General features: G+C 36.1%; 16 protein-coding genes and 2 pseudogenes. 6 read left to right on the plus strand and 12 right to left on the minus strand.

The window, feature by feature from the left end:
• The first annotated feature begins 105 nt into the window (after window positions 1-105).
• From AO843_RS14515 to AO843_RS14530, 4 genes are all read left to right on the plus strand, one after another.
• On the plus strand, window positions 106-1,119 hold the full coding sequence (locus AO843_RS14515; RefSeq protein ID WP_054611807.1) for an ABC transporter substrate-binding protein: 1,014 nt from the start codon (window positions 106-108) through the stop codon (window positions 1,117-1,119).
• Window positions 1,109-2,170, plus strand: a complete 1,062-nt coding sequence (locus tag AO843_RS14520) for a FecCD family ABC transporter permease (protein WP_054611808.1) — start codon at window positions 1,109-1,111, stop codon at window positions 2,168-2,170. The genes AO843_RS14515 and AO843_RS14520 overlap by 11 nt, the downstream gene beginning before the upstream one ends.
• Before the next feature lies 1 nt (window position 2,171).
• The gene (locus tag AO843_RS14525) at window positions 2,172-2,945 is read left to right on the plus strand and encodes an ABC transporter ATP-binding protein (RefSeq protein WP_054611809.1); all 774 of its coding nucleotides are present in this window, start codon (window positions 2,172-2,174) and stop codon (window positions 2,943-2,945) included.
• 65 nt (window positions 2,946-3,010) lie between these two features.
• On the plus strand, window positions 3,011-4,453 hold the full coding sequence (locus AO843_RS14530; RefSeq protein WP_054611810.1) for an MFS transporter: 1,443 nt from the start codon (window positions 3,011-3,013) through the stop codon (window positions 4,451-4,453).
• Between the two features lie 1,459 nt (window positions 4,454-5,912).
• Here AO843_RS14530 and AO843_RS14535 read toward each other — a convergent pair.
• The 9 genes and pseudogenes from AO843_RS14535 to AO843_RS14570 all read right to left on the minus strand — a co-directional run bounded on the left by AO843_RS14535 (window position 5,913) and on the right by AO843_RS14570 (window position 16,858).
• The gene (locus AO843_RS14535; RefSeq protein ID WP_054611811.1) at window positions 5,913-7,343 is read right to left on the minus strand and encodes a DHA2 family efflux MFS transporter permease subunit; all 1,431 of its coding nucleotides are present in this window, start codon (window positions 7,341-7,343) and stop codon (window positions 5,913-5,915) included.
• 128 nt (window positions 7,344-7,471) lie between these two features.
• Window positions 7,472-8,179, minus strand: a pseudogene (locus AO843_RS24070) (FecCD family ABC transporter permease); the annotation flags it as partial.
• A 129-nt stretch (window positions 8,180-8,308) separates the two neighbouring features.
• Window positions 8,309-8,413: pseudogene (locus AO843_RS24555) on the minus strand (ferrichrome ABC transporter permease); the annotation flags it as partial.
• 15 nt (window positions 8,414-8,428) lie between these two features.
• Window positions 8,429-9,745: an NtaA/DmoA family FMN-dependent monooxygenase gene (locus AO843_RS14550; RefSeq protein ID WP_054611814.1), complete on the minus strand. Its 1,317-nt coding sequence runs from the start codon at window positions 9,743-9,745 to the stop codon at window positions 8,429-8,431.
• Between the two features lie 298 nt (window positions 9,746-10,043).
• A complete protein-coding gene (locus tag AO843_RS14555; RefSeq protein WP_054611815.1) occupies window positions 10,044-10,874 on the minus strand; it encodes an AraC family transcriptional regulator in 831 nt (276 codons plus the stop codon).
• A 548-nt stretch (window positions 10,875-11,422) separates the two neighbouring features.
• Window positions 11,423-11,590 carry a hypothetical protein gene (locus tag AO843_RS24860; protein WP_197278931.1) on the minus strand — a complete coding sequence of 56 codons (168 nt, stop codon included), beginning with the start codon at window positions 11,588-11,590 and terminating at the stop codon, window positions 11,423-11,425.
• Complete coding sequence (locus AO843_RS14560) at window positions 11,583-12,419, minus strand: alpha/beta fold hydrolase (RefSeq protein WP_054611816.1); 837 nt, start codon at window positions 12,417-12,419, stop codon at window positions 11,583-11,585. The genes AO843_RS24860 and AO843_RS14560 overlap by 8 nt, the downstream gene beginning before the upstream one ends.
• 127 nt (window positions 12,420-12,546) lie before the next feature.
• Complete coding sequence (locus AO843_RS14565; protein ID WP_054611817.1) at window positions 12,547-15,732, minus strand: BTAD domain-containing putative transcriptional regulator; 3,186 nt, start codon at window positions 15,730-15,732, stop codon at window positions 12,547-12,549.
• 145 nt (window positions 15,733-15,877) lie between these two features.
• Window positions 15,878-16,858 carry a diaminopimelate dehydrogenase gene (locus AO843_RS14570; RefSeq protein WP_054611818.1) on the minus strand — a complete coding sequence of 327 codons (981 nt, stop codon included), beginning with the start codon at window positions 16,856-16,858 and terminating at the stop codon, window positions 15,878-15,880.
• Window positions 16,859-17,140: 282 nt separating this feature from the next.
• On the opposite strand from AO843_RS14570, the gene AO843_RS14575 reads away from it, so the two are divergent.
• A complete protein-coding gene (locus AO843_RS14575) occupies window positions 17,141-17,455 on the plus strand; it encodes a hypothetical protein (protein WP_054611819.1) in 315 nt (104 codons plus the stop codon).
• Window positions 17,456-17,546: 91 nt separating this feature from the next.
• On the opposite strand, the gene yeiL is transcribed toward AO843_RS14575, so the two are convergent.
• The gene (yeiL, locus tag AO843_RS14580; protein WP_054611820.1) at window positions 17,547-18,209 is read right to left on the minus strand and encodes a transcriptional regulator YeiL; all 663 of its coding nucleotides are present in this window, start codon (window positions 18,207-18,209) and stop codon (window positions 17,547-17,549) included.
• A 97-nt stretch (window positions 18,210-18,306) separates the two neighbouring features.
• On the opposite strand from yeiL, the gene AO843_RS14585 reads away from it, so the two are divergent.
• Complete coding sequence (locus AO843_RS14585; protein WP_054611821.1) at window positions 18,307-19,458, plus strand: MFS transporter; 1,152 nt, start codon at window positions 18,307-18,309, stop codon at window positions 19,456-19,458.
• Between the two features lie 475 nt (window positions 19,459-19,933).
• On the opposite strand, the gene AO843_RS14590 is transcribed toward AO843_RS14585, so the two are convergent.
• Together AO843_RS14590 and AO843_RS14595 are read right to left on the minus strand one after the other, a co-directional pair.
• A complete protein-coding gene (locus tag AO843_RS14590) occupies window positions 19,934-20,566 on the minus strand; it encodes a type 1 glutamine amidotransferase family protein (RefSeq protein ID WP_054611822.1) in 633 nt (210 codons plus the stop codon).
• Between the two features lie 75 nt (window positions 20,567-20,641).
• Window positions 20,642-21,604: a helix-turn-helix transcriptional regulator gene (locus AO843_RS14595; RefSeq protein WP_054611823.1), complete on the minus strand. Its 963-nt coding sequence runs from the start codon at window positions 21,602-21,604 to the stop codon at window positions 20,642-20,644.
• Between the last annotated feature and the right edge of the window lie 162 nt (window positions 21,605-21,766).

Consider the following 21,766-nt stretch of genomic DNA (forward strand, 5'->3'; position numbering starts at 1 on the left):
ATTTAAGCATTCGACTGACTATTAGTCAAATGCTTAATTGGAGTGGAAAAAGTTTATTAAATTTATTTGAGTGACTGTCAGTCAAAAAATACTAGGAGGATTCAAATGTTTAGGAAAACTATTTATCTATTATGTTTTATTCTTATTTTCGTTGCTTTAGGATGCTCACAAAAGGAGCATTCCTCTGAGGAAATCGCAAGCGTAAATACTAATAAAAAATATCCAATGTCAGTTGGTGTTCATACAAACAAAGGTGAGGAAATCACTCAAACAATTGACAAGGCTCCTGAGAAGATTATGGTCATTGGTTCTGCTGTTGCAGAATTAATTGTGAAATTTGGACAACAAGAAAAAGTCGTTGGGTTTGCATATAGTGATCAGTCTAATTCAAATTTTACTGGGGAAATTGAAAAATTACCTTTAGTAAGTAAAATGTGGCCAGCAAAAGAATCCATTATAGCATTGCAACCTGACTTAATTTATTCTATTTCTTCTGCATTTAGAGAAGACTTACTTGGGAGTATCCCGTCTTGGAATGATCGCGGTATTCCTGTCGTTTCCTCAACAAATTTTACAATTGGACGTGGTATTGATGTTTACTTTAATGAAGTTAAAACATTCGGAAAGGTGTTTGATATCGAAAATCAAACAAATAAATTTTTAAATGAACAACAAGCTCGTATTAAAGAAATCACATCAGAAGTAAAAAAAATTAAAGACCGTCCTAAAGTTTTATTGATAGGTGGTGCACGTGGAAAGTATTATTACTACTCACCAAAATGGGCAATTATTAGTGAGATGATTAAAGGTGTTGGTGCGGAATATATGGAGCTGTCGAAAGAAGACTATATTGAACTTTCGACGGAGACAATTATTGCAGCCAACCCAAATAAAATTATCATCACTGAATTTCAACAGCCTGATCTAGAGAAAACAAAAAATAATTTATTAAGTGATGAGAAACTACAAAATGTGAAAGCAATTCAAAATAAAGATGTGATGGTTACTGAATATACAGGAGCTATTAGTGGTGGCATTGAACTTGCTGACCTATATGAACAGGTGGCAGAGTTCATTCATCCAGATGTTTTTGCAGCAGGAGAAAGAAATGGTAAATAATAAACGCACATTCTCTTCTATTCTTCTACTTTTAATAGGACTGCTTTTTATTTCGATGATTGTTTCAGTTTCTATCGGACAAGTAAATATTTCTTTTTTCGATTCTTGTAAAATCCTTTTGTATAAGTTTACAGGACTCAATATCGGCAATGTGGATACTGTCATTCCCAAGATGATTTCGGATGTTATTTGGCAAATTCGTATTCCAAGAATTTTATTGGTTGTAATAGTAGGCGCAGGCTTAGCACTTTGTGGTAGTGTAATGCAAGCATCGATTCAAAACCCGCTTGCAGACCCTTATATTCTAGGTATCTCTTCAGGTGCTTCACTAGGTGCAACATTTTCAATTATTTTAGGACATAAGCTTAGCAGTTTCTTGGGCGAGTTTGATTTAATCATTTGTGCATTTTTAGGTGCTATATTGGCGACATTTCTAGTATTGGTACTTTCAAGTGTTGGAGAAAAAATGTCCGTCATTAAACTCATTTTAGCTGGAACTGTTGTTAACGCTCTATTTACAGCTCTTTCAAATTTATTCGTATATTTCGCAAAAGATGCTGAAGGCGTCCGTTCGGTTTCATTTTGGACGATGGGAAGTTTATCTTCTGCAGAGTGGAAAGACATTCCGCTAATTGCTGCAATAGTCATAATTATAGGCGTATTCTTCTTATCACAATGGCGCATTATGAACGCAATGCTTATGGGCGATGATGCTGCGATGACATTAGGAATTAACTTAAATGTATACCGAAAAATATATTTAGTCATTTCTGCAATTTTAACAGCTGTTATTGTATCAACATGTGGAATTATAGGTTTTGTCGGTCTTGTTATTCCACATATTGTTCGAATATTTACTGGCTCTAATCATCGTTATTTAGTACCCATCGTCATATTAGTTGGTGCTATCTTCTTAATTTGGACAGACTTACTGGCAAGAACGGTTATTTCAAATAGTGAATTACCGATTGGGATTGTGACATCCTTATTTGGAGCACCTGTATTTATGCACATGTTAATAAAAAAGAAATACGGCTTTGGAGGCAATTAATATGAAATTAACAGTTAATAATCTTTCCTTCTCTGTGTCTGATCTTGAAATCATTAAGAGTATTTCTCTAAAGGTGAATGAAGGACAATTTGTTGGTATTATTGGACCAAATGGTTGTGGAAAATCAACATTATTAAAAAACATCTATAAAGTAACAAAACCATCTAGTGGTATGATTTTTTTAGATGATTTAGATATCGTCAAATCTTCTCCTAAAGCAATCGCTAAAAAGATGGGCGTTGTTGGACAATTTAACAATACAAACTTTGATTTTACTATACGTGACATGGTTATGATGGGAAGAACCCCACATAAAAAAATGTTGGAATCTGACTCAAAAGAAGATGAAGACCTTGTAAATTGTGCCTTGCGGAAGGTGAACCTAAAACAGCATGAATTAAAGCATTTTTCGTATCTTTCTGGTGGTGAAAAACAACGTGTTATTTTGGCACGTGCTTTAGCACAAGAACCTCAGTTTTTAATATTAGATGAACCGACGAATCATTTGGACATTAAATATCAAATTCAAATCTTATCGCTCGTACAATCATTAAAAATAGGCACACTTGCTGCATTACATGACTTATCTCTAGCTGCTATGTATTGCGAGTATTTATACGTGATAAAGGATGGCCAAGTCTTAACGCATGGTAAACCGGAGGAAATACTTACACCAGCTTTAGTAAAAGAAGTTTATGAAGTAGACTGTCAAATTTATCAAAATGAATATACAAAAAATTTGGTTATTGCGTATCATCCAAACATTGCTATTTAATCATGTTTTACTTTATTGACTGACACTCAATCAGTTATTTGATATTAAAGAGAGGAGCAATTGTCATGAACATGACTCAATCAACAAACGACAATTCATCTTATTCATATAGGTGGTTCGCGTTAGCAGTTATCCTACTTCCAACATTGCTAATCTCTTTAAATAACTATATGGTTCAAATTGCAGTTCCAGTTATTCAAAATGAATTAGCAATTAGCTTTTCACAAGCCCAATTAATATTTATAGGATATTCCATTGGGCTCTCTATAGCCCTTATCTTAGGAGGCAAACTTGGTGATCTCTATGGAAGAAAGAAAATATTATGGATTGGACTGCTTATATTCACAATCACAGCTGTCATTGGAGGAATTACTTCTAATCCAATGTTATTAATTAGTACTAGAATTGTACAAGGTTTAGGAGCTGCTCTCATTCAACCACAAATTTTAGCGACTATTCAGGTGATTTTCCCTCCAAAAGAGAGAAATTTAGCCTTTGGGTTGTATGGTGCTGTTATGGGTATTGCCTTTACATTCGGATTGATATTAGGAGGCTTACTAATAAGTTGGAATTTGTTTGGCGGAGGTTGGAGAACAGTTTTCTTTTTTAATTTACCCTTTGGTATACTAGCTCTTTTATTACTGCCAATTATTCCTGAGTCAACAGGAGAAAAATCACAAAAAATTGATTGGCTTGGTGCCGCGCTTTTAATGTTGGGTATACTTTTACTTGTCTATCCAATGTCAGAAGGACAAACATACGGGTGGCGGCCTTGGATTATTGGGTCCTTCATTTTATCACTCATCATACTTACTTTATTTATTTTCATAGAAGGTAGAAAACAGAAAAAACAGCAAGCAACACTTGTTGATTTAACAGTTTTTAAGCACCGCTTATTTATTATAGGAATTTGTTCTGTACTATCGATCTATTTAAGTATGTTCGCGTTTTTCTTTATATTAAGCTATTTCTTACAATTTTGTTTGAAATATAATACAACAGAAACTAGTTTAGTATTTTTACCATTGGGTATTGGCTTCTTCTTAACGTCAATTTTATCGTCTAAATTTGTTCATCGCTTCGGTCTAGTTGTATTAAAGTTCGGTGCAATAACGATGAGTATTTGTACATGTATTCTTATGATGCTACTTTTAGTTAGAGAAACTAATTTATTTGATATTTATGGGTTATTACTATTATTTATATACGGTCTTGGCTTGGGTTTGGCCACAACACCTTTAGTAAACGCGGTCTTAAGTAAAATTCCAAAGAACCATATTGGTGTCGCATCTGGTTTGTATAACACTTTTATGTATTTGGCAAATTCGTTAGCGGTTGCAGGTATTAGTCTTACATTCACGAAGTTTTTAGGTAATACTTTAGAAAATGCCTTATATAGAGATTATGTAAGGGCATTTTCTGCCTGTTTACTTGTAATTGGATTACTTTCTATTCTTTCGTTTATTATCTTTTCTATTTATCAAAAAAATGAAAAGAATGAAAGTTAATTCCATAAAGTACTTTTAGCTTGTAGAGAAAATTGCTATTTTTTCTTTACAAGCTTTTTTGTTTGAAAGATCATTACGCTAATTAATAAGAAAAAGACTCCCATACATTTCGCCAAACTTGGCAAAATCAATTAACTTTAATATATAGTATTTAGAGATTACCTTCGAGAACATCCCGAAGTGTGTATGGGGAATTAAAGAGCTAGCTCGCCAATGAGTATCCAAATAATTTTGACGGCTCTGGATAGAAAAAGATGATTTTGTCAAATTGTTTATCTTTAATAAAAAAGTTTGATCATCTTTGTGCTATGTTCTTCAACTCAATTCTGTACGTGTCAAAGCCAAGACACACATGCGCTTGATGATTTTTGTCGTTAATCATACTTTAATAGAACGAAAAAACAATCAAGCTCTTTTTAAGGTTGATAAAAAGTCTATTCATACCTTTTTACCTTATTTACTTCTCCTCTATTTGGCTCCAAACTAAATAATATTAAAGAACTTCTTTTAAAAAGCCTTCCTAACAATTAAAAAGTAAAATTTTTTTCATCTTCCTTTTACAGGATTTTCAATCTCTAGCATCCTTTCATTATAGAAACTTATAAATCTATTTAATCCTTCTTTTACGCTTAGGCTTCTGTGGTACAATTTATTCTTACAAAACCTACTCCATTCTTTCCAAAATTATCTCCGGAAACAACAGATAACTTATAATGTTTTAATGCAAAATTGGAAAACTCTTCAGAAGAGTAACCCGTATTTGTAATATCAAATCAGATAAAAAAACCTCCATAAGGTATATGTACATTAATATCATTATTTAGAAATAATTTCGCACTATAGATAATATTATTAAGTACACTTAATTTATTCAATTCTCAATATTCATTTTTCTTATTCAATGCACCTATAGCTGCTTTTTTGTGAGATTACACTTGTACTTAATTGAGAGAACCAACGTTCTCATGAAATAAATTCATTCCATTTTGAAGAAGGAGAAACAACATAACCAACTCGGAAATATAGTGGGTCCTTTAGTTTGATATTGATTTACAATTTCTATAGCGGATATTCCTGCAGCTAAGCAAAGAGCAATAATTCAATAATTCCTCCCGTAGAAGGACCACATATTAAAAATAAGTGATTGCTTAATTTGCCCTACTTTTCTTCAATATCAGCTAATATGACAGCTGAAGTTTAATCAAAAATACAAAAATATCTCAAAAGCCGTATTTTGTGGCTAAATAAAAAAATCCATTTTGAAAAAAAGTTGGATCAAAATGGACTCTTTACTAACAGATTTAAGTTTTGTTTTTATGAAAAGTTGGATCATTTTCTACCTTAAACATTCTACAATCGCACATTTTCTTGATTAGTCAAGTAGCTTCTATATTATAATGTCAACCACTGATTTTTGTTTTGAGCCGTAAAATAAGAGTTTTAAATTATTCAGTAAGCCCTATTTAACGCGAGAAGATTTGATGAAGAAGGAAATAATTAAACCAACCATAGCTATAATTAGAGTGAATATAAAGGAGTCCTGTACTCCCGCTGTTAATGAAGCTCTAATTGAAGAAGGGTCAGATAGATCAGTCATATTGTTCATAAATCTTTTCTGAGAAGCGGACATAATCGTAATCGCAACTGCAGTGCCAATTGCTCCCGACATTTGCTGTAATGTATTCATTAAAGCAGTACCATCTGGGTAAAGATTTTTCGGTAATTGATTTAGTCCATTTGTCTGAGCAGGCATCAAAACCATCGATACACCTATAAACAGAATGGAGTGCATCACAATCACCATACTAACCGGCGTTTCAATGGTGACGTTTGACATGATCCATGACATGGTAAACATGATCGCAAACCCAGGTATAACAAGTCCTCTTGGTCCGAATTTGTCAAAGATACGACCTGTGATTGGGGACATTAGCCCATTCAGCACACCACCTGGCAACAAAACAAGCCCCGCGGTAAATGCAGTCAATGCTAGTCCTGTTTGCAAATATAATGGCAACAAAATCATCGTGGACATTATTATCGTGAAGCAAATAAATACTGCCAATAAACCTAGAGTAAACATTGGATATTTTAATACACGTAAATCAAGCATCGGTTTATCCATTTTAAATTGTCGCAAAGAAAACAAGGTAAGTGCAGCAAGCCCTATAATAATCATCGTAATCACAATCGTGCTTCCCCAGCCATTCTCACCAGCGCTGCTAAAGCCATAGACGATTCCGCCAAAACCAATCGAAGATAGAATAATAGATAATATATCAATTTTGGGTTTAGTTATGATCGATACATTCTGCATATACACTATACCCGATACCAACGCAAGAATTAGAAACGGTAAACAAACCCAGAAAATCCAATTCCAAGTCAGTTTTTCAAGAATTAATCCTGAGATTGAGGGTCCAACTGCGGGTGCAAACATAATGACTAACCCTATTAGTCCCATTGTTGCACCTCTCTTATTGATGGGAAAAATCAATAAGATCGTATTAAACATCAGGGGCAGTAATAATCCCGTACCTATAGCCTGAATCACTCGAGAAAACATTAATACTTCGAAGCTTGGTGCAAGAGCTGCTACTAGTGTCCCAATAATTGAAAAAACCAATGATACAATAAATATTTGACGAGTACTAAACCATTGAAGTAAGAGACCCGAGACAGGAACTAATATCCCCAAGGTTAATAAATAACCTGTTGTCAGCCATTGCACCATGGTAGAACTAATAGAAAATATTTGTATTAAATCTCCGAGAGCCATGTTTAAAGCCGTTTCACTGAACAATCCAATGAAACCAGCAATTAAGAAAGAAATTAATATTGGAGTAGTTTTAACCACTTTTGTTAGCTGTGTTTCTACTGTTAATGACATAAATAATCCACCTAAAATTTTATTTTGTTATAAGCTTGTCGTTAGTTTTAGAAGATTGATTTTTAATTGCAATTTCTTCTGCACTTCTTTTTTTGTACAATGATTTGGCTCCCTTCTCTCTTTACTCTACTTTCTTTTTTAAACAGCAGATATACGAAATAAGGAACACCGATAATGGAGATCACAATGCCTACAGGCAGTTCAGCTGGAGCAAAGATCGTCTTTCCGATAAAATCCCCGACTAACACCATAAGCATGCCGATTCCTCCACAGACAGGTATTACATATTTATAATGAATACCGACTAGCCTCCTAGACATATGAGGGGCAATTAAGCCAATAAATCCAACGCTTCCTGCTACAGATACACATGCGCTAACTAACCTGACGCAGCATAAAAGAAAAATCATTCTTTTCCGATCTTTATTTAAACCTATTCCTATGGCTGATACCTCATCCAAATTTAATAGGTTAAGTCTGTGCGATCTCCACCAAATGATTGGAGTTAAATTATTATCCATGGTAATACCGCTAATATATGAAGCCCAGTTGTACTATAAAGGCTGCCTGATAACCAAACAATCGCCACTTCAAAATCTTGTGCTTTCACCGTTCCTTGAATGAAAAAAAATGTACAAAATAATCACCATTCCAGCAGCTGAATGTATCCCAAGAATGCCCGGGTCTGCTTGAAGGACAGCACCAGCAATCCATAGCGCAAGTCCGACTAATGCTCCAATCACAATTTGCGGTAACCTAAATTCGAAAATCACTAGGTCGTACTCGCTGACGGATTGAACACGAAATAACATCCTAATAACATCTATCACCGACATATCAAACGTTCCATTCGCTACGGCAACATACAATACAACGAAGGAAAGTGCCAATATTCAATAAGAAAAAACAAAAATCGAGCGCGCTGACTTAGCTTTTTCAAATGCTCCTTCCCCCTTTCTTCTTAATTAAATAAAGAAAGGGACACCAGATAACACGGTTACTACACCAATTGGCGTCTCGAATGGATAATTCAGAAAGCGGCAGATTATTTTAGACCACTCTAAAAACAAAGCGTATCCCTATTATTAATGATCAGTAATATTAATCCCTAAATGATCCCGCAAGGTGACACCCGTATATTCACTTCTGAACAAACCTCTTGCAACTAACTGCGGCATCAGCTTTTCAAAAAATATTTTCAAAGATTTTTCTGAACCACCCGGAATAGCTATAAATCCGTCAATAGCTCCAGCCTCAAATCGCTCAATTATATCGTTCAATACGTCCTCAACCGTTCCAACGGAAACCCAGTGAGCAGACCCGACAACCTCCGGCCTTGCTAATACCTCTTCCACTGTAGGCTGATGATTTGTAATATACCTCCGCAACAGCTCAGCATGTGTTCGGCTGCGGACTGGCTGATTCGGATCGGGAAGCATATCTGAAGTTACGTGACGATCCAATGCAGAGCTACTCAAATCAAGACCCAGTAATGATTTAAGCGATGCATGTCTGCGTTCAATAGTCAAATGTGCATGTGCAGCCTTATGTAATTCATGGGCTTCCTCACGAGTTTCGGCCAAGAAAAAATATAAACCTGGCAAAACTTTTATGGCGTCCGGATCGCGCCCATGCTCCATAGTTCTTCTTCTCATATCATTTCGCAATTCCACTCCCGATTCAAGGTCTGGCATCGCTGCAAAAATAGCATCTGCTATTGAAGAGGCAAAATTTCGTCCTGTATCCGACGCACCTGCTTGAAATAAAGGAATTGGTCCCGATTTATGGGCAGGCAAAGTAAGTGGTCCCTTAACACTAAAAAACTCACCTGAATGATTAATTGGGGAAACCTTATCCTTATCAGAAAACATGCCTGACTCACGATCAATAACAATGGCTTCATTCGGAAAACTTTCCCAGAGTTTGCGTACGACCTCAGTAAATTCAATTGCTTTCGCATATCTTTCTTGGTGTGAAGGCATAGGTGATTCACTGAAATTTTCGGCTCCTTCAATAGAAGTGACAATATTCCAGCCAGCACGTCCATTGCTTAGCCAATGCAAAGACTGAAGCTGTCTAGCAACAACATACGGCAGATTAAACGTCGTAGAAATAGTCGTTACTAGCCCGATCCGCTCGGTTTCACGAGCAATCGCTGCAAAAATCATAGTAGGGTCAGGGCTACCAAAATTAGCGGAATCGCCAAGCATCTGTGGACTAACAAAAAGATAATCCGCCCTGAAAAGAAAATCGAGCTTTGATTTCTCCGCCATCTTTGCCAAATCAATGTAAGGGTCAATTGAACCCATTTTTTCTACACCGCTGTCTGAGCGCCGCCAGTCGTCTCCTTTCAACCAAGTAGATAAGACTAATCCAATACATAATTGTCTATTTGTATTCAATATTACTAATCCTTCCCATATAGTAAAAATAGTTTTGCGCCCATGAAATACTCTGATTAGATTTCCTCTAAACAGTTAATAATGATTCTCATTATCGATTATAGTGTAGCAAGGTCCGCAACAAATGCAAATACACAAATCACAAATACTATATGCATTATTATCTACTCCAGGTTTGGCTGAATGATGTTTTAACCGACATGTAAAATGGGGCTGGAAAGAAAGAATGAGACAAAAGCGAAGAAGCCTGCACTTTAGGTTCATCACCAGTAGCAGGCGTAATACATTAATCAGTACCTCATTTTATATGATTATCTAATTTAGCTGTGTATACGGAGGGAGACACACCAAATTTCTTTTTAAACACTCTACTGAAATATAGCGGATTGGCGTAACCGACACTAATAGCGATATCATGGATAGGAAAATTGCTTACTTTAAGTAAGTCACTCGCTCTTTCCATACGATAATTGATAAGATAGTCGATTGGACGAAGGCCAGTATGTTTGTGAAAGAAGTATGAGAAGCGTTTGGGACTCATTGCATGCAGCTCCGCCAATTCGTCTAGTGTCAACGGATTCATATAATGCCGGTGTATGTATGCAATAGCCTCCTCTATCACCCTTTCACTTGGAGAACTGCCACTCTCTCGATGCTTACACCCCACCAAAACTTGATGCATGACACTTAAAAATAACTCCTTAACACGAAGCTTCCCGATACCTCTAAGTGTATTAGCATTTTGATGAAGCATGATAAGTAATTCTAGCACTCTTGGATTTGCTCCCGCTTCCAGTTTGAAATGAGAGTTGCATTCATGACCGCTATATACTTCGTCTAACTTGTCAAATCTATAAAACAGTAAATAGTACTCGTACTCTGATTGACCTAAAACTTGCGCGTCCAGTTGCATGCCTGGAACAGCATGAAATACTGAGCCTGGATGTAATTCATAGACAGTTCCATTCACACGCATTCTAGCCTCTCCACGAATTACAAAAAGAAATCCATGCTGGACGGTCCTTAATTCACTTAATATACTTTTCGGCTGGATGACTAAACGGTGGACACCTTCTATATCATAGAAACCTCTAGCAAATATCTCGGCTAATTTATCCAAATCTATCATAATAACACACCTGTTCCCTATCCAAACATTGTACATCTGGTCTACTTTCATTAATGCCAAACAATAAATCTATTTCTGAGATATCAACCTAACGCTATTTTTGGGGATTAGTCAGGCTACACAAGGGTAAATCATTCTTAACAATGCATTCAGTCATTATGTAAATGGCAATTTCAATGTAGTATTTTATCATAGGACCAGACAAAGTGTTTAGGTCTTACTATATAGTAAAAATAGTTTTGCACCCATGAAATACTCCTAACAGATGTTGCCACTAGAAGGCTATTAATTAATAATGATTCTCAGTAATAACTATAGTGTAACAAGGTCTGCAACAAATGCATATACACAAATCACAAATGCTATATGCATTATTACCTAATTCAGATTTGCTGAATGATGATTTAAATCCCCTTATTTCAAACTATTGCACCTTTATCACAAAAAGCGATTGTTCTCAATTCGTTTGGTCCTAAATTTCGATTAACAAAGGAAAAGAACATGGAAGGTATCGTCGGTAAGAGACGGGATTCTGTATATAAAATAAATCAACGAACAAAAAATTGGTTAAAATATAAACATTTCAAAATAGCCGATACGGTTATTTTAACAATTTCTTGTGAGGCATATTGATGTACATCGAACCAGTCATGTTCAGTGAATTCTCGTAAAAATATGGTTTCATTCGCAAGTATACTTTCATTATTTTTAATCATTTGTATTAATCCTTCCTTTATCTCCTTCTACTCGTTCCAACCATTCAATCATCAGCTTCGTAAACAATTCAGGTTGTTCAATTTGCAAATTGTGTCCAGCCATATCTAATATCGCGAAGGATGCTCTTGGGAACTTTTCTAAAATCGCAAAGGCGTCCTGATAGCCAACAACGGAATCCTGTTTGCCCAGCAAAAAGAGACTAGGCTTGTCAAAAGATCTTTCATCGACGGCAAAAGAAAAACCATAGCTGTGCTGAATTTTTTCTAAAAATGCTTGATCCGCTATACAACATCCTGCTAGCACTTCTGTTGTATAGCGCATCCAATTATAAGCGTCTAAAACCACTTGATGCGATTGAAAATCTTCTTGTTCCTGTTGGCTTAATGTTGATAAAAAATTAGCATCTGATTTCACGATACAATGTTCTGGCACTGTACGTTGCTCTTTTTCAGGAATGATGAGAGGGCAAATAAAGGCAGCACCTAAAAGTCGATCTGTTGATGTCCTCATAATACCTCGCGCTAAATAGCCTCCATAAGATTCACCCACCAACAAGTAGGATTCATGTGGAATGATTGTGTGTATAAACTCGCTGACCGCTTCTAACATTTCATCTGAGTTCTGAATTGATGAATAGTCCGTTGTCTTCCCCATCCCAGGAAGATCGAAATAGATACGTTTCCATCCCTCTCGCTCTAAAAAAATCGGTTCCATACACCCTTTCATTAATCGATGATCAGGTGAAAAACCATGTAACATGATGATCGGTATTCCCGTTCCGACTATTTCAAAGTAAATATTAGCTTTACTAGTTTGACAAAATGGCATAGTTGTTCCTCCAAATATATGGCTTTTATAAATTATTTAAAAACTCAGCGTGAATCAATTTACTCACACATTAAAACAGGTGCCCACCACCTTGCTACACAAACAAACGACTTTTCCCAAAAATTCACTACCCCATAATCAAATCATAAACAGCCATTGTAGATTCCATTGGGGTTGTGTTTAATTCTTGCTGTAATTGCTGGACACATTTTTCATACCATTTTAGCGCTAGTGAGCGGTTTTGGAGTTGGTAATGGCTGTACATGAGCAGGCGATATCCCTCCTCCCACAGTGCATCCTCTCGTAGTATTTTCTCTGCATAGTCAATCGCCTTCTTAAACTGTTGCTGTCTCGTCGCGTTTTGGGCTAAGCGCTCCAGTACCTCGATAAATAAATATTGTAGTTTTTCGCGATCCTGGTTCAGCCAATCTATTTGTTTTTTTTCCGCATATAAAGCGTCTGTATAACACGCTTCAGCTAATTGTAGCCATTCATTGGAAAACTCTGGATCAAATTCCTCCATGCCTAAATTGTAGTAAAATAGAAAGCGTTCCACGTCAATTTGAAGATAAAGAATTTGCTGTAACTGATACATATTATTTTTTCGTTGAATAAAAAAACTATCTTGTCTTGCGTGACGCTGTGGTTCTAGCACTTTTAGTAATGTATTCAAAACTACTTTAAAATCTCGATCCAAGGATTCAACACTACGTTCAGGCCATAATGCTTGGGCAATTTCTTCCTTCGGTGTAAAGCGATGGCGATGACAATACAAATACACGAATAACTCCTTTGCTTTATCCCGCTGCCACTCTTTATCTTCAAGCTTTCGTTGTCCCCGTAGAAGACTGACACTTCCCAAAAGATTGAGTTGCATTTCATCATGCGAGTAGCTAATACTGTCCTCCACTTGTAAATAGTGTCGCAACGTAACGATGGCGGCATGTTCTTCCCCACATTGTTGACTAAATTGCAATAGCTCATAAAAAATTATTCGATTGCTTGGGCCAAGTATCATTTTCTCTTGTAGAAAATAATGATAGCCATTTGTCAGACACAATTGTGCGAACTGATGAAAATAAGGTTGAAATTGTTCGATAGACTGCTCTTGAAAGGCAATCACGGCTTGATAAAATAACACATGCATTAAACCATTATGATCACCGCATTCGTGAAATAGTTGTTGGGCCTTTTTTAACAACTCCTTCGCACGTGCCGTTTCTTGCTCAGAAACAATGATTTTCACCTCAGCTATGAGTATTATGGCCGTCATCCAAGCATCTTGTACTTGCTCTGTTTCCTGTAAGCCAAGCGCTAAATATTTCTTAGCTGCTACCATATCACCCAACATATGTTTGACAATGGCCATCCCCATATAAGGTTCTGCCTTTACCCGTGAGATATTGATGGGATTCATTAAAGTCAACGCTTTTTCATAGGCATGGCACGCCCCGTAATAATCTGGGTAATCCATTAATAACAAGGCATGGGCTTTTCTGATATAACCAACAGCCTCAATGAAAACAGACTTCTCACGTACCCCTCTTCGAATACCATGTTGAGACGCATACCAAGCATCCTTTCCTTGCCCTAGCAATGTATAAACAAAAGCTGCTAACAATTCACTTTCACGATGAGTTGCGACAAGTTGAGGTGGTAATTCAAGTCGTTGTACTAATAATTCCTTTGCCTCTTGTAGTTGCCCCGTGCGTAATAAAACACGTACATCGACATTTGCTCGTTGTACAACGTCCTCTGGTAAGGCTACGTCCTCAATAAATAATTGTGCTCCCTTCGCCTTCCCTAAATTCACTAAATTTTCAGCATATTTCCGTTGGAGTTCTAATAATTCCTCCTTAGGTAAAGGCGTATGTTTGGCTAACTCTAATGCTTTTTCTAAATGTGGCTCTGCTAATGCAGGTTGAATGGTGTCTAAGTAAATATGGGCTAGCCCTGCCTGAGCCTTTGTTAGAAAGAGATTATCCCGTTGCTGCTTAGCAATGGTTGCACATTTCTCGTAGGATTGTTTTGCTTTTTCATAAAATGCACGGTAACGATGACATTCGCCTTCAAAATAATACAATTTATAAAACTGTGTTTTTTCTTGTACTGTAAAACGATTGATTTTTTCTAGCAACCATTCAAATTGGCCAGCACGAATTAATGGCTCCGCATGAAGCTGTAAGAGCTCTCCACAAAATTCATGATCATTCGTTTTAAAGGCATGATAAAGGACTGCTTGAATGTTATGTTGATCCTCATAATACAATGCAGCTTGTTTATGAAGGTCGATATATTGACTTGGATACTGTTGCCACTTCATTTCTAGAAATCGACTAAACAATGCATGGAAGCGATAGATGCCGTCTGTTGTAACGGACTGAATAAATACATGGCGTTGCGTTAAAGAAGTCAATACTTGTGCAAGCTCAGAGCCATAAAAATCCACCAATAATTTGACTGAAAAGGTTGGGAAAATCGCTAATTTTAAGATAATTTCTTGCTCAGTGGACGTCATCGTACTAAAAACTTCCTCCGACAAATAGGTGAAAAGATCATTAGTGGAAATTGTTAGCCAATGATCTAAAGAAGCCTGGTGCCATTGCTCTGCTAGTAAAGAAATACTAATCGCCCAGCCCTCTGTAATTTCCAAAATCTTTACGATATCTGAACTGGACAAATGCACATCAACATATTCTTCAAAAAAAACGGCGATTTCCTCGGTTGAAAATGCAAGCTCGCCCTCTGAGATTACAAGTAATTTTTTTTGCAGCTTTAATTTCCTCATAATATCCCAATTGGGCAATGTTCTAGAAGCAATTATGAAATGTACAGTTGGTGGAGCAAACTCTATAATTTTTTCCATTAAATAATTAATGTGAAATACATGATCGACAAGATGATAGTCATCAATAACAATTAGGAGTGGCTCATCAATGCTACATAAGCAATTAATAAAAAGCTTATACCATCGATTAAGCTCCTCCATTTTTGGAAAACGTGATAATTGGTCCCATGTATCAAATGTCTGTCCAAAATTAGGCACAATTCGCTGTATACTAAAAAAAAGATGCCTTAGAAAAGGTAAGATTGTATCATCTTCATCGGAAATACTATACCAAGAATAACGGCGAGTTTCGTGACAAAGGAATTGAGTGAGAATGGTCGTCTTGCCATATCCTGCCCCGCTATGGATGAGTGTGCAAGTATGCTGATGGCTTTTTTTTAATGTTCTTATAAGTGCGGCTCTATTAATACAATGATTGGATGGATTTGGTGCTATACATTTGGATTGAATGATAATATCTGTCATGTAAACGATAACCCCCATTTGTGTAAGGTTACAAAAATTCAGATTATTAAATTATTGACAGTTTACCATATTTTAATAACTTTGATGGGAACAAATAAAAAAACCCGATTATCAAATCAATGATAACCGGATTTTTATTCTAGGGTTAGAGTAATTCTTTACGTAATTCAGCAGCTGATTTTGGTGAAAGCAGACTGAATGGGATATCAAATACTGTTTTCGCCCCTTTATCACCAGCCTGGCTTAGACGATGTGCCGCACGGGCAAATGCTACTAACACACTAGACGTGAAGTTTGGATTACTTTCGAGTTTTAATGAGAATTCAAGAATTTGTTTATCGTTTGCACCACTATCACCACTGCGAATCACAAAACCACCATGTGGCATACCTGTGTGGTTTGCTTTAAATTCTTCTTCAGAAATGAAGTTGACAGTTGTATTATATTCATCGAAGTAGTTAGGCATTGTCACAATTTCTTGTTCAATTCTTGCCGCATCTGCGCCGTCTTCTAGCACAACCCAGCATTCACGTGCGTGTTTTTCACGTGTTGTTAGCTCTGGATTTTCACCGTTACGTACACGTTCTACAGCATCTTTAATCGGTAACGTGTATTGAACAGCATTTTTAACACCTTCGATACGACGGACTGCATCTGAGTGACCTTGGCTTAGACCATCTCCCCAGAACGTATACGTTGTACCAACTGGTAATACAGATTCCCCAAGTAGACGATTTAATGAGAATAAACCTGGATCCCAACCAACTGAGATGACAGATACTTTGCCAGATTTTTGCGCTGCTGCATCAACCACATCAAAAAATTCTGGAATTTTCGCATGTGTATCGAAGCTATCAATTGTATTAAACCATTGAGCAAAATGTGGACCTTGCTCTGGTAAATCTGTTGCAGAGCCCCCACATAAAATCATCACATCAATGTCATTTTGGAATTTTTCAGCGTCATCTACTAAATATACGCTCGCATTGCTTGCTACGTTGACTGTTGAAGGGTCACGACGTGTGAACACTGCTACTAATTCCATATCTGGATTTTGCGAAATAGCATACTCGACACCACGACCTAAATTTCCATATCCTACAATACCTACTCGAATTGCACTCATTAAAATTCCTCCTCACGATAACGTGACTTTGTGAAAACCTTCACGTTAAATCTAACTACAATAATACTTCGTGTTAGAAAAATTCACAATAGTTTGAGTATGAGTTTTTCAAAAGAATTTATATCAGTTTTCTATGATTTTTATTCCAGATTGGTATGAATACGGTTACAAAATACAAACTATACTAGGAACCTTTAAGTTTTCGTAAAAGCCTTGTAAATGACGGCTATTTTTCAAACCAGTCTTGTACAATAAATGTAACGACAAAAGGGGGCATGTTGAATGAAAAGTACTGGTTACTCATCAAGCACAGAATTGGCACAAGGAGAACTACTTGCATTCCATATGACACAAAATTCTGTGGACAACAACAGTGAAGCGATACAATCTGTAAGTAAGCCGCTTAGAGGTTTTGCACCAAATAAACATTTATGTATCGGTGTTCTACCTTTTGACGTTATGGAAGATACATTAGACAAATCCATCCAAAAAAACAGGGTTAATGAAGTAGACTTTTATTATAGCGGCAAGGACATCGCTCGCTGGCTCATAAAAAAAAGCGAATACAACAAACCTAACCCAGACTTCTTTCCTTGAAGTCTGAATGACAGCTTGTAACTGGCGTAGCCCATTATTAAGATTAATTTTTGGCTCACCTTCCTCAGAGTACTGTTACATACCCCTTCAACTACTGAATCTCCTGTGACAATTGAGCGAGACGTTTTTCATCAATAATATGGTACCCTGACTTTCGTTTCTCTAAAATCTTCTCCTCACAAAATTGGGCCAGTACATATAATAAATGTCTATAGGAAACCCCTAAATACTCACAGATTTCCGTATGTTTTTCCTTGTAAACACCTTGATCAGCAGATAACTGAATAAAAGCCGCTAAACGATTTTCAAAGGGGTATGCCTGATTTTGTGTATATTTGGCGGTTATTTTTGTCGCCTTTTCACCTAAAAACACACAAAGACGGCGTAAAAATAGGGCATCGGCAAGTAACTTTTCCTTACATGACTGGGTAATCGAGTAACAAATTGTCTTGGTTACCGTTTGAATCCCCTTGGTATACCTTGCCTCATTCAACAATTCAATTTCCCCCATAAAACGGGGCGCCTCTAAATATTCGATGAGTGAAACCTTGCCATTTTTATGCGTCATATAGAGCTTCGCCTTGCCCTCAATCATGTAATACAATGTTTCTGGAAAGGAGCCTTCTTGGAAAATCCATTCCCCTTTGTCAAATTGACAAACTTCCAGATATGGTTCAATGTCAAATGAGAAAAAATCATGGATAGGATATTTTTCTAGATAATGGGTACGTGCTTCTGCTGTTAGAATATGCATTTTTTACTCTCTCCTATAAAAAATATGAGATATCTCACATTATTGTAGCGATGAACGTGCTATTATTCAACATAGTTATTGGAGGTACGGTAAATTTATGAATAATCAACGATGGCTTTCTCAAAATTTCTTTTCATTTTTTATTACTTGGGGCATATTCTTACCCTATTGGACTGGATGGCTTGTGGATGCCAAACATCTGACCGTGTCGCAAGCAAGTGTTGTTATGGGCTGTGGGTTACTCGCTCGTGCCACGTCCAACCTTTTCTTCTTCCCAGCTCTCGCTAAATATGTAAACAATAAACGACTCATTACCATTCTAGCTGTTGGTGCACTTCTAACAGCACTGCTGTATATACCTAGTACGGGCTTTATCGCATTATTAATTGTAACTATTTTATTTAGTATTTTTTATCCAGCACTGTTACCAGCTGTGGAAAGTAGTGCCGCAACGCTTGTTCAGCATGGCAACATTCATTACGGCAAAAGCCGCTCCTACGGTTCCTTTGGCTTTGTCATTGCCGTATTGATTATTAGTATGCTGACAGGTGTATTCGGGAAAAATGTTATCTTTTGGAGCATGATTATTGGGTTAATAGGCATGTTGCTTATGCAGCAATTATCCACGCCAAAAGAATTACTCGTTGTACCAACAAAAGAGCAACGTGCTAAATCGTTGTCTATGAAAAATTTATGGACTATCAAAGGCTTCCCAATTGTCTTATTTATCGTTATTTTATTGCAGGGTGCACATGCCTCCTATTATAGCTATGGCTATATATATTTAGAAGATTTACAAGTAGACCCATTCTATATGGGCATGATTATTAACATCGCGGTTATTTGTGAAATCCTATACTTTATGAAGGCTGATACATTATTTAAGAAATGGCGCTCATCTTCTTTATTACTCTTAGCAGCTAGTGGTTCTTCCCTACGTTGGTTACTAATCTTTATGTTCCCAAATGTTTGGGTATTTATTGCGTCTCAAACTTTGCATGCGTTATCCTTTGCCCTAGCACATTTTGCTTTTATTCGCTATCTAACGCAAACCTTACCTAAGGAACAAATACCAAATGCACAGGGAATATACTCAGCATTAGCCATGGGCTTAAGCACAGCCATCCTGACATTTTTGGGAGGCTATTTATACGAATTATCGCCCGGCCTGTCCTTTGCAGCCATGTTGATTTGTACAATACCTGCCATCGCTATTTTGCTGATGACACGCAAAAAATTCCAATATTAATTCAAAGAAGCAGGTCAGAATAGATTTTATTAAAAGTCAAAAAATAAATATAGAACTTAATAATTATGTGTTTTATTAAAATGTCACACATTATAGTGGATAAAAAGAAAAGGATAGATGAACAGGAATTATACCTGCTTGCATCTATCCTTTTTTTACAACATATGACCACATTCACTACTGCAACATCAAATTTCCCACTACAATTCACAATAAATAATCATTGGCTTTCTTTAACAATTGCGCCCGATTCTTGAAGATTATTCCAACATTATTACCAAAGAAAAAAGCACACCTATATGCAATAAGATTAAAAAAGATTTAGTTACCAATTCTATTTATAAAAACTTCAGGAATGCTTTGTAAGTTTTTTACTTCCATAAACATATTTAAGTAATATACAAAAACCATGCTTTGACATTGTCTAAAGCATGGTTTTTATTTGAATTAATAAACTGCTAAGTTGATTTTTAGTTCAGCTATTTATTGAATTCATTAACTGGAAGAAGTATTCAGTTTTATGAGTCTTATTTAGGTTATACCATGAATGCAATGTGTCGGGTGTAAATACATCTAATATTTTCAGTACTTCCATAGTAAATTCCAGAGGTGCTACCCCTGATGCAGTAATCAAATTCTCACCTGATACCGCAGGCACCATCTCGTGAAATTTTTCTCCTTTATAATTAGGACAGACCATTTTAATATACTCTAAGTCATTGCTTGTGTGTTTTCTAGAATCTAAGTATCCCATATTCGCAAGAGCCTCAGTTGCACCACAAATTGCAGCAACAATAGTACCAAGCTTTAAAGCTTCGCCAATTCTTCTTAAGATAGGTTGATGAATATCTTCTCTCCAAGTGGTCCCACCAGGTAAGACTAAAAGATCTTTACTCTCAAGCGTACATTCATCAAGAGAAATATCTGGTTGTATGCTCAGTCCTCCCATTGTAGTAATCATTTCTTTATTAGCTCCTACTGTAACTACTCTTAATGGGGTTAAATCTTTTTTAAAATATCTTCCAGAGTTTAATTCAGCAATCAAATATCCATATTCCCAGTCTGACATTGTATTAAATACATAAAGATACACTTTTTTTGTTTGCATTCAATAACGCTCCAATCTCAATTAATATAGCCTATTATAATATAACTTCACTGACAGCTAACGTCAGTGAAGTTATCATACTTGATGAAATTTTATTAATTCCGACAGAACTTCAATAAGTCTTTTCTTTAGACTTATTGGCTCAATAACTTGAATAGATTTACCATACGGTAAAAGTAAATAAGGTACATATGTATGTATAATATCCTTTTCAAGAATAAATACTGCTTGATTTGAAGTGCGTTCTTGTAAATAATGTCCTAAAAACCAATGTTGGCAAATATCTCCCAACGTCCCTGTATTCCCATTAATAACTAAAGAAGTAATCCCTTCCTTATCTTCTATAGTTGGAAGGAGGTTTTTCATAAAAAAGTCACGTGCTGAAAAATTTCCTGGCCGGTTAAACTTATTTTCGGTTAGCATTAGACTTTCAATGCGATCTACTCTAAAACTACGGATATCATTCCTAAGATGACAAAATCCAATCACATACCACTTATTATTCCAATAGATAATTCTGTACGGATCGACCAATCTATAATTTAATTGCTTTTCGCCACTTTTATGGTAAAGAATTTTTACTGAGTACTCGTCAGCTACGGCCTGCTCCAACTCCTTCAAAAAAGGTTCCATAGAGACTGAACTTAATCGACTTATTACTTCAAGACTAGTTAAATGTTGATTTATCTTTGTTTCTTGCTCTTGATTTGAGTATTTGCTTAGTTTTGAAATGGCCCTATTTAGTGCTTCACCTCCATAATATCCGGCTTCTTCTGCAAAAACAGCAGCGTGAAATAGTGAAGTTTGCTCCTCAAAATCAAAAAAAAGAGGAGCTTCAATAAAATCATTTAATAAAGTATATCCACCGTTATGTCCTGTGTCTGAAATTATAGGTACACCACTTGTTGAAAGTGTATCAATATAACGATAAACAGTCCTTATATTCATCTCTAACTTTTCTGCAATTTGTTTTGCAGTAATTTTTTCACCTGAACTAAGCATCCATAGAATTGCTAACATATTGTCAATTTTAGGCATATAAATCCACCTCTATTTGGAATTTACTATCTATCATATAAGTTTATTTTACTAAATTAGTAATAAATAAATTTTACAGTATTTATCATTAGAATTTAACTTATTTCCATGAGAGTATAAAATATTTTGTGTAAATAACTGAAGACATAGAAAAAGGAAAAC

The sequence above is a fragment of the Lysinibacillus sp. ZYM-1 genome (assembly GCF_001308875.1).
Taxonomy (GTDB): domain Bacteria; phylum Bacillota; class Bacilli; order Bacillales_A; family Planococcaceae; genus Lysinibacillus.

What these genes read in the sequence shown, in the direction of transcription:
- AO843_RS14515 (WP_054611807.1), top strand. Translation starts at nt 106, where the DNA reads ATGTTTAGGAAAACTATTTATCTATTATGTTTTATTCTTATTTTCGTT.
- AO843_RS14520 (WP_054611808.1), top strand. Translation starts at nt 1,109, where the DNA reads ATGGTAAATAATAAACGCACATTCTCTTCTATTCTTCTACTTTTAATA.
- AO843_RS14525 (WP_054611809.1), top strand. Translation starts at nt 2,172, where the DNA reads ATGAAATTAACAGTTAATAATCTTTCCTTCTCTGTGTCTGATCTTGAA.
- AO843_RS14530 (WP_054611810.1), top strand. Translation starts at nt 3,011, where the DNA reads ATGAACATGACTCAATCAACAAACGACAATTCATCTTATTCATATAGG.
- AO843_RS14535 (WP_054611811.1), bottom strand. Translation starts at nt 7,343, where the DNA reads ATGTCATTAACAGTAGAAACACAGCTAACAAAAGTGGTTAAAACTACT.
- AO843_RS14555 (WP_054611815.1), bottom strand. Translation starts at nt 10,874, where the DNA reads ATGATAGATTTGGATAAATTAGCCGAGATATTTGCTAGAGGTTTCTAT.
- AO843_RS24860 (WP_197278931.1), bottom strand. Translation starts at nt 11,590, where the DNA reads ATGATTAAAAATAATGAAAGTATACTTGCGAATGAAACCATATTTTTA.
- AO843_RS14560 (WP_054611816.1), bottom strand. Translation starts at nt 12,419, where the DNA reads ATGCCATTTTGTCAAACTAGTAAAGCTAATATTTACTTTGAAATAGTC.
- AO843_RS14565 (WP_054611817.1), bottom strand. Translation starts at nt 15,732, where the DNA reads ATGACAGATATTATCATTCAATCCAAATGTATAGCACCAAATCCATCC.
- AO843_RS14570 (WP_054611818.1), bottom strand. Translation starts at nt 16,858, where the DNA reads ATGAGTGCAATTCGAGTAGGTATTGTAGGATATGGAAATTTAGGTCGT.
- AO843_RS14575 (WP_054611819.1), top strand. Translation starts at nt 17,141, where the DNA reads ATGAAAAGTACTGGTTACTCATCAAGCACAGAATTGGCACAAGGAGAA.
- yeiL (WP_054611820.1), bottom strand. Translation starts at nt 18,209, where the DNA reads ATGCATATTCTAACAGCAGAAGCACGTACCCATTATCTAGAAAAATAT.
- AO843_RS14585 (WP_054611821.1), top strand. Translation starts at nt 18,307, where the DNA reads ATGAATAATCAACGATGGCTTTCTCAAAATTTCTTTTCATTTTTTATT.
- AO843_RS14590 (WP_054611822.1), bottom strand. Translation starts at nt 20,566, where the DNA reads ATGCAAACAAAAAAAGTGTATCTTTATGTATTTAATACAATGTCAGAC.
- AO843_RS14595 (WP_054611823.1), bottom strand. Translation starts at nt 21,604, where the DNA reads ATGCCTAAAATTGACAATATGTTAGCAATTCTATGGATGCTTAGTTCA.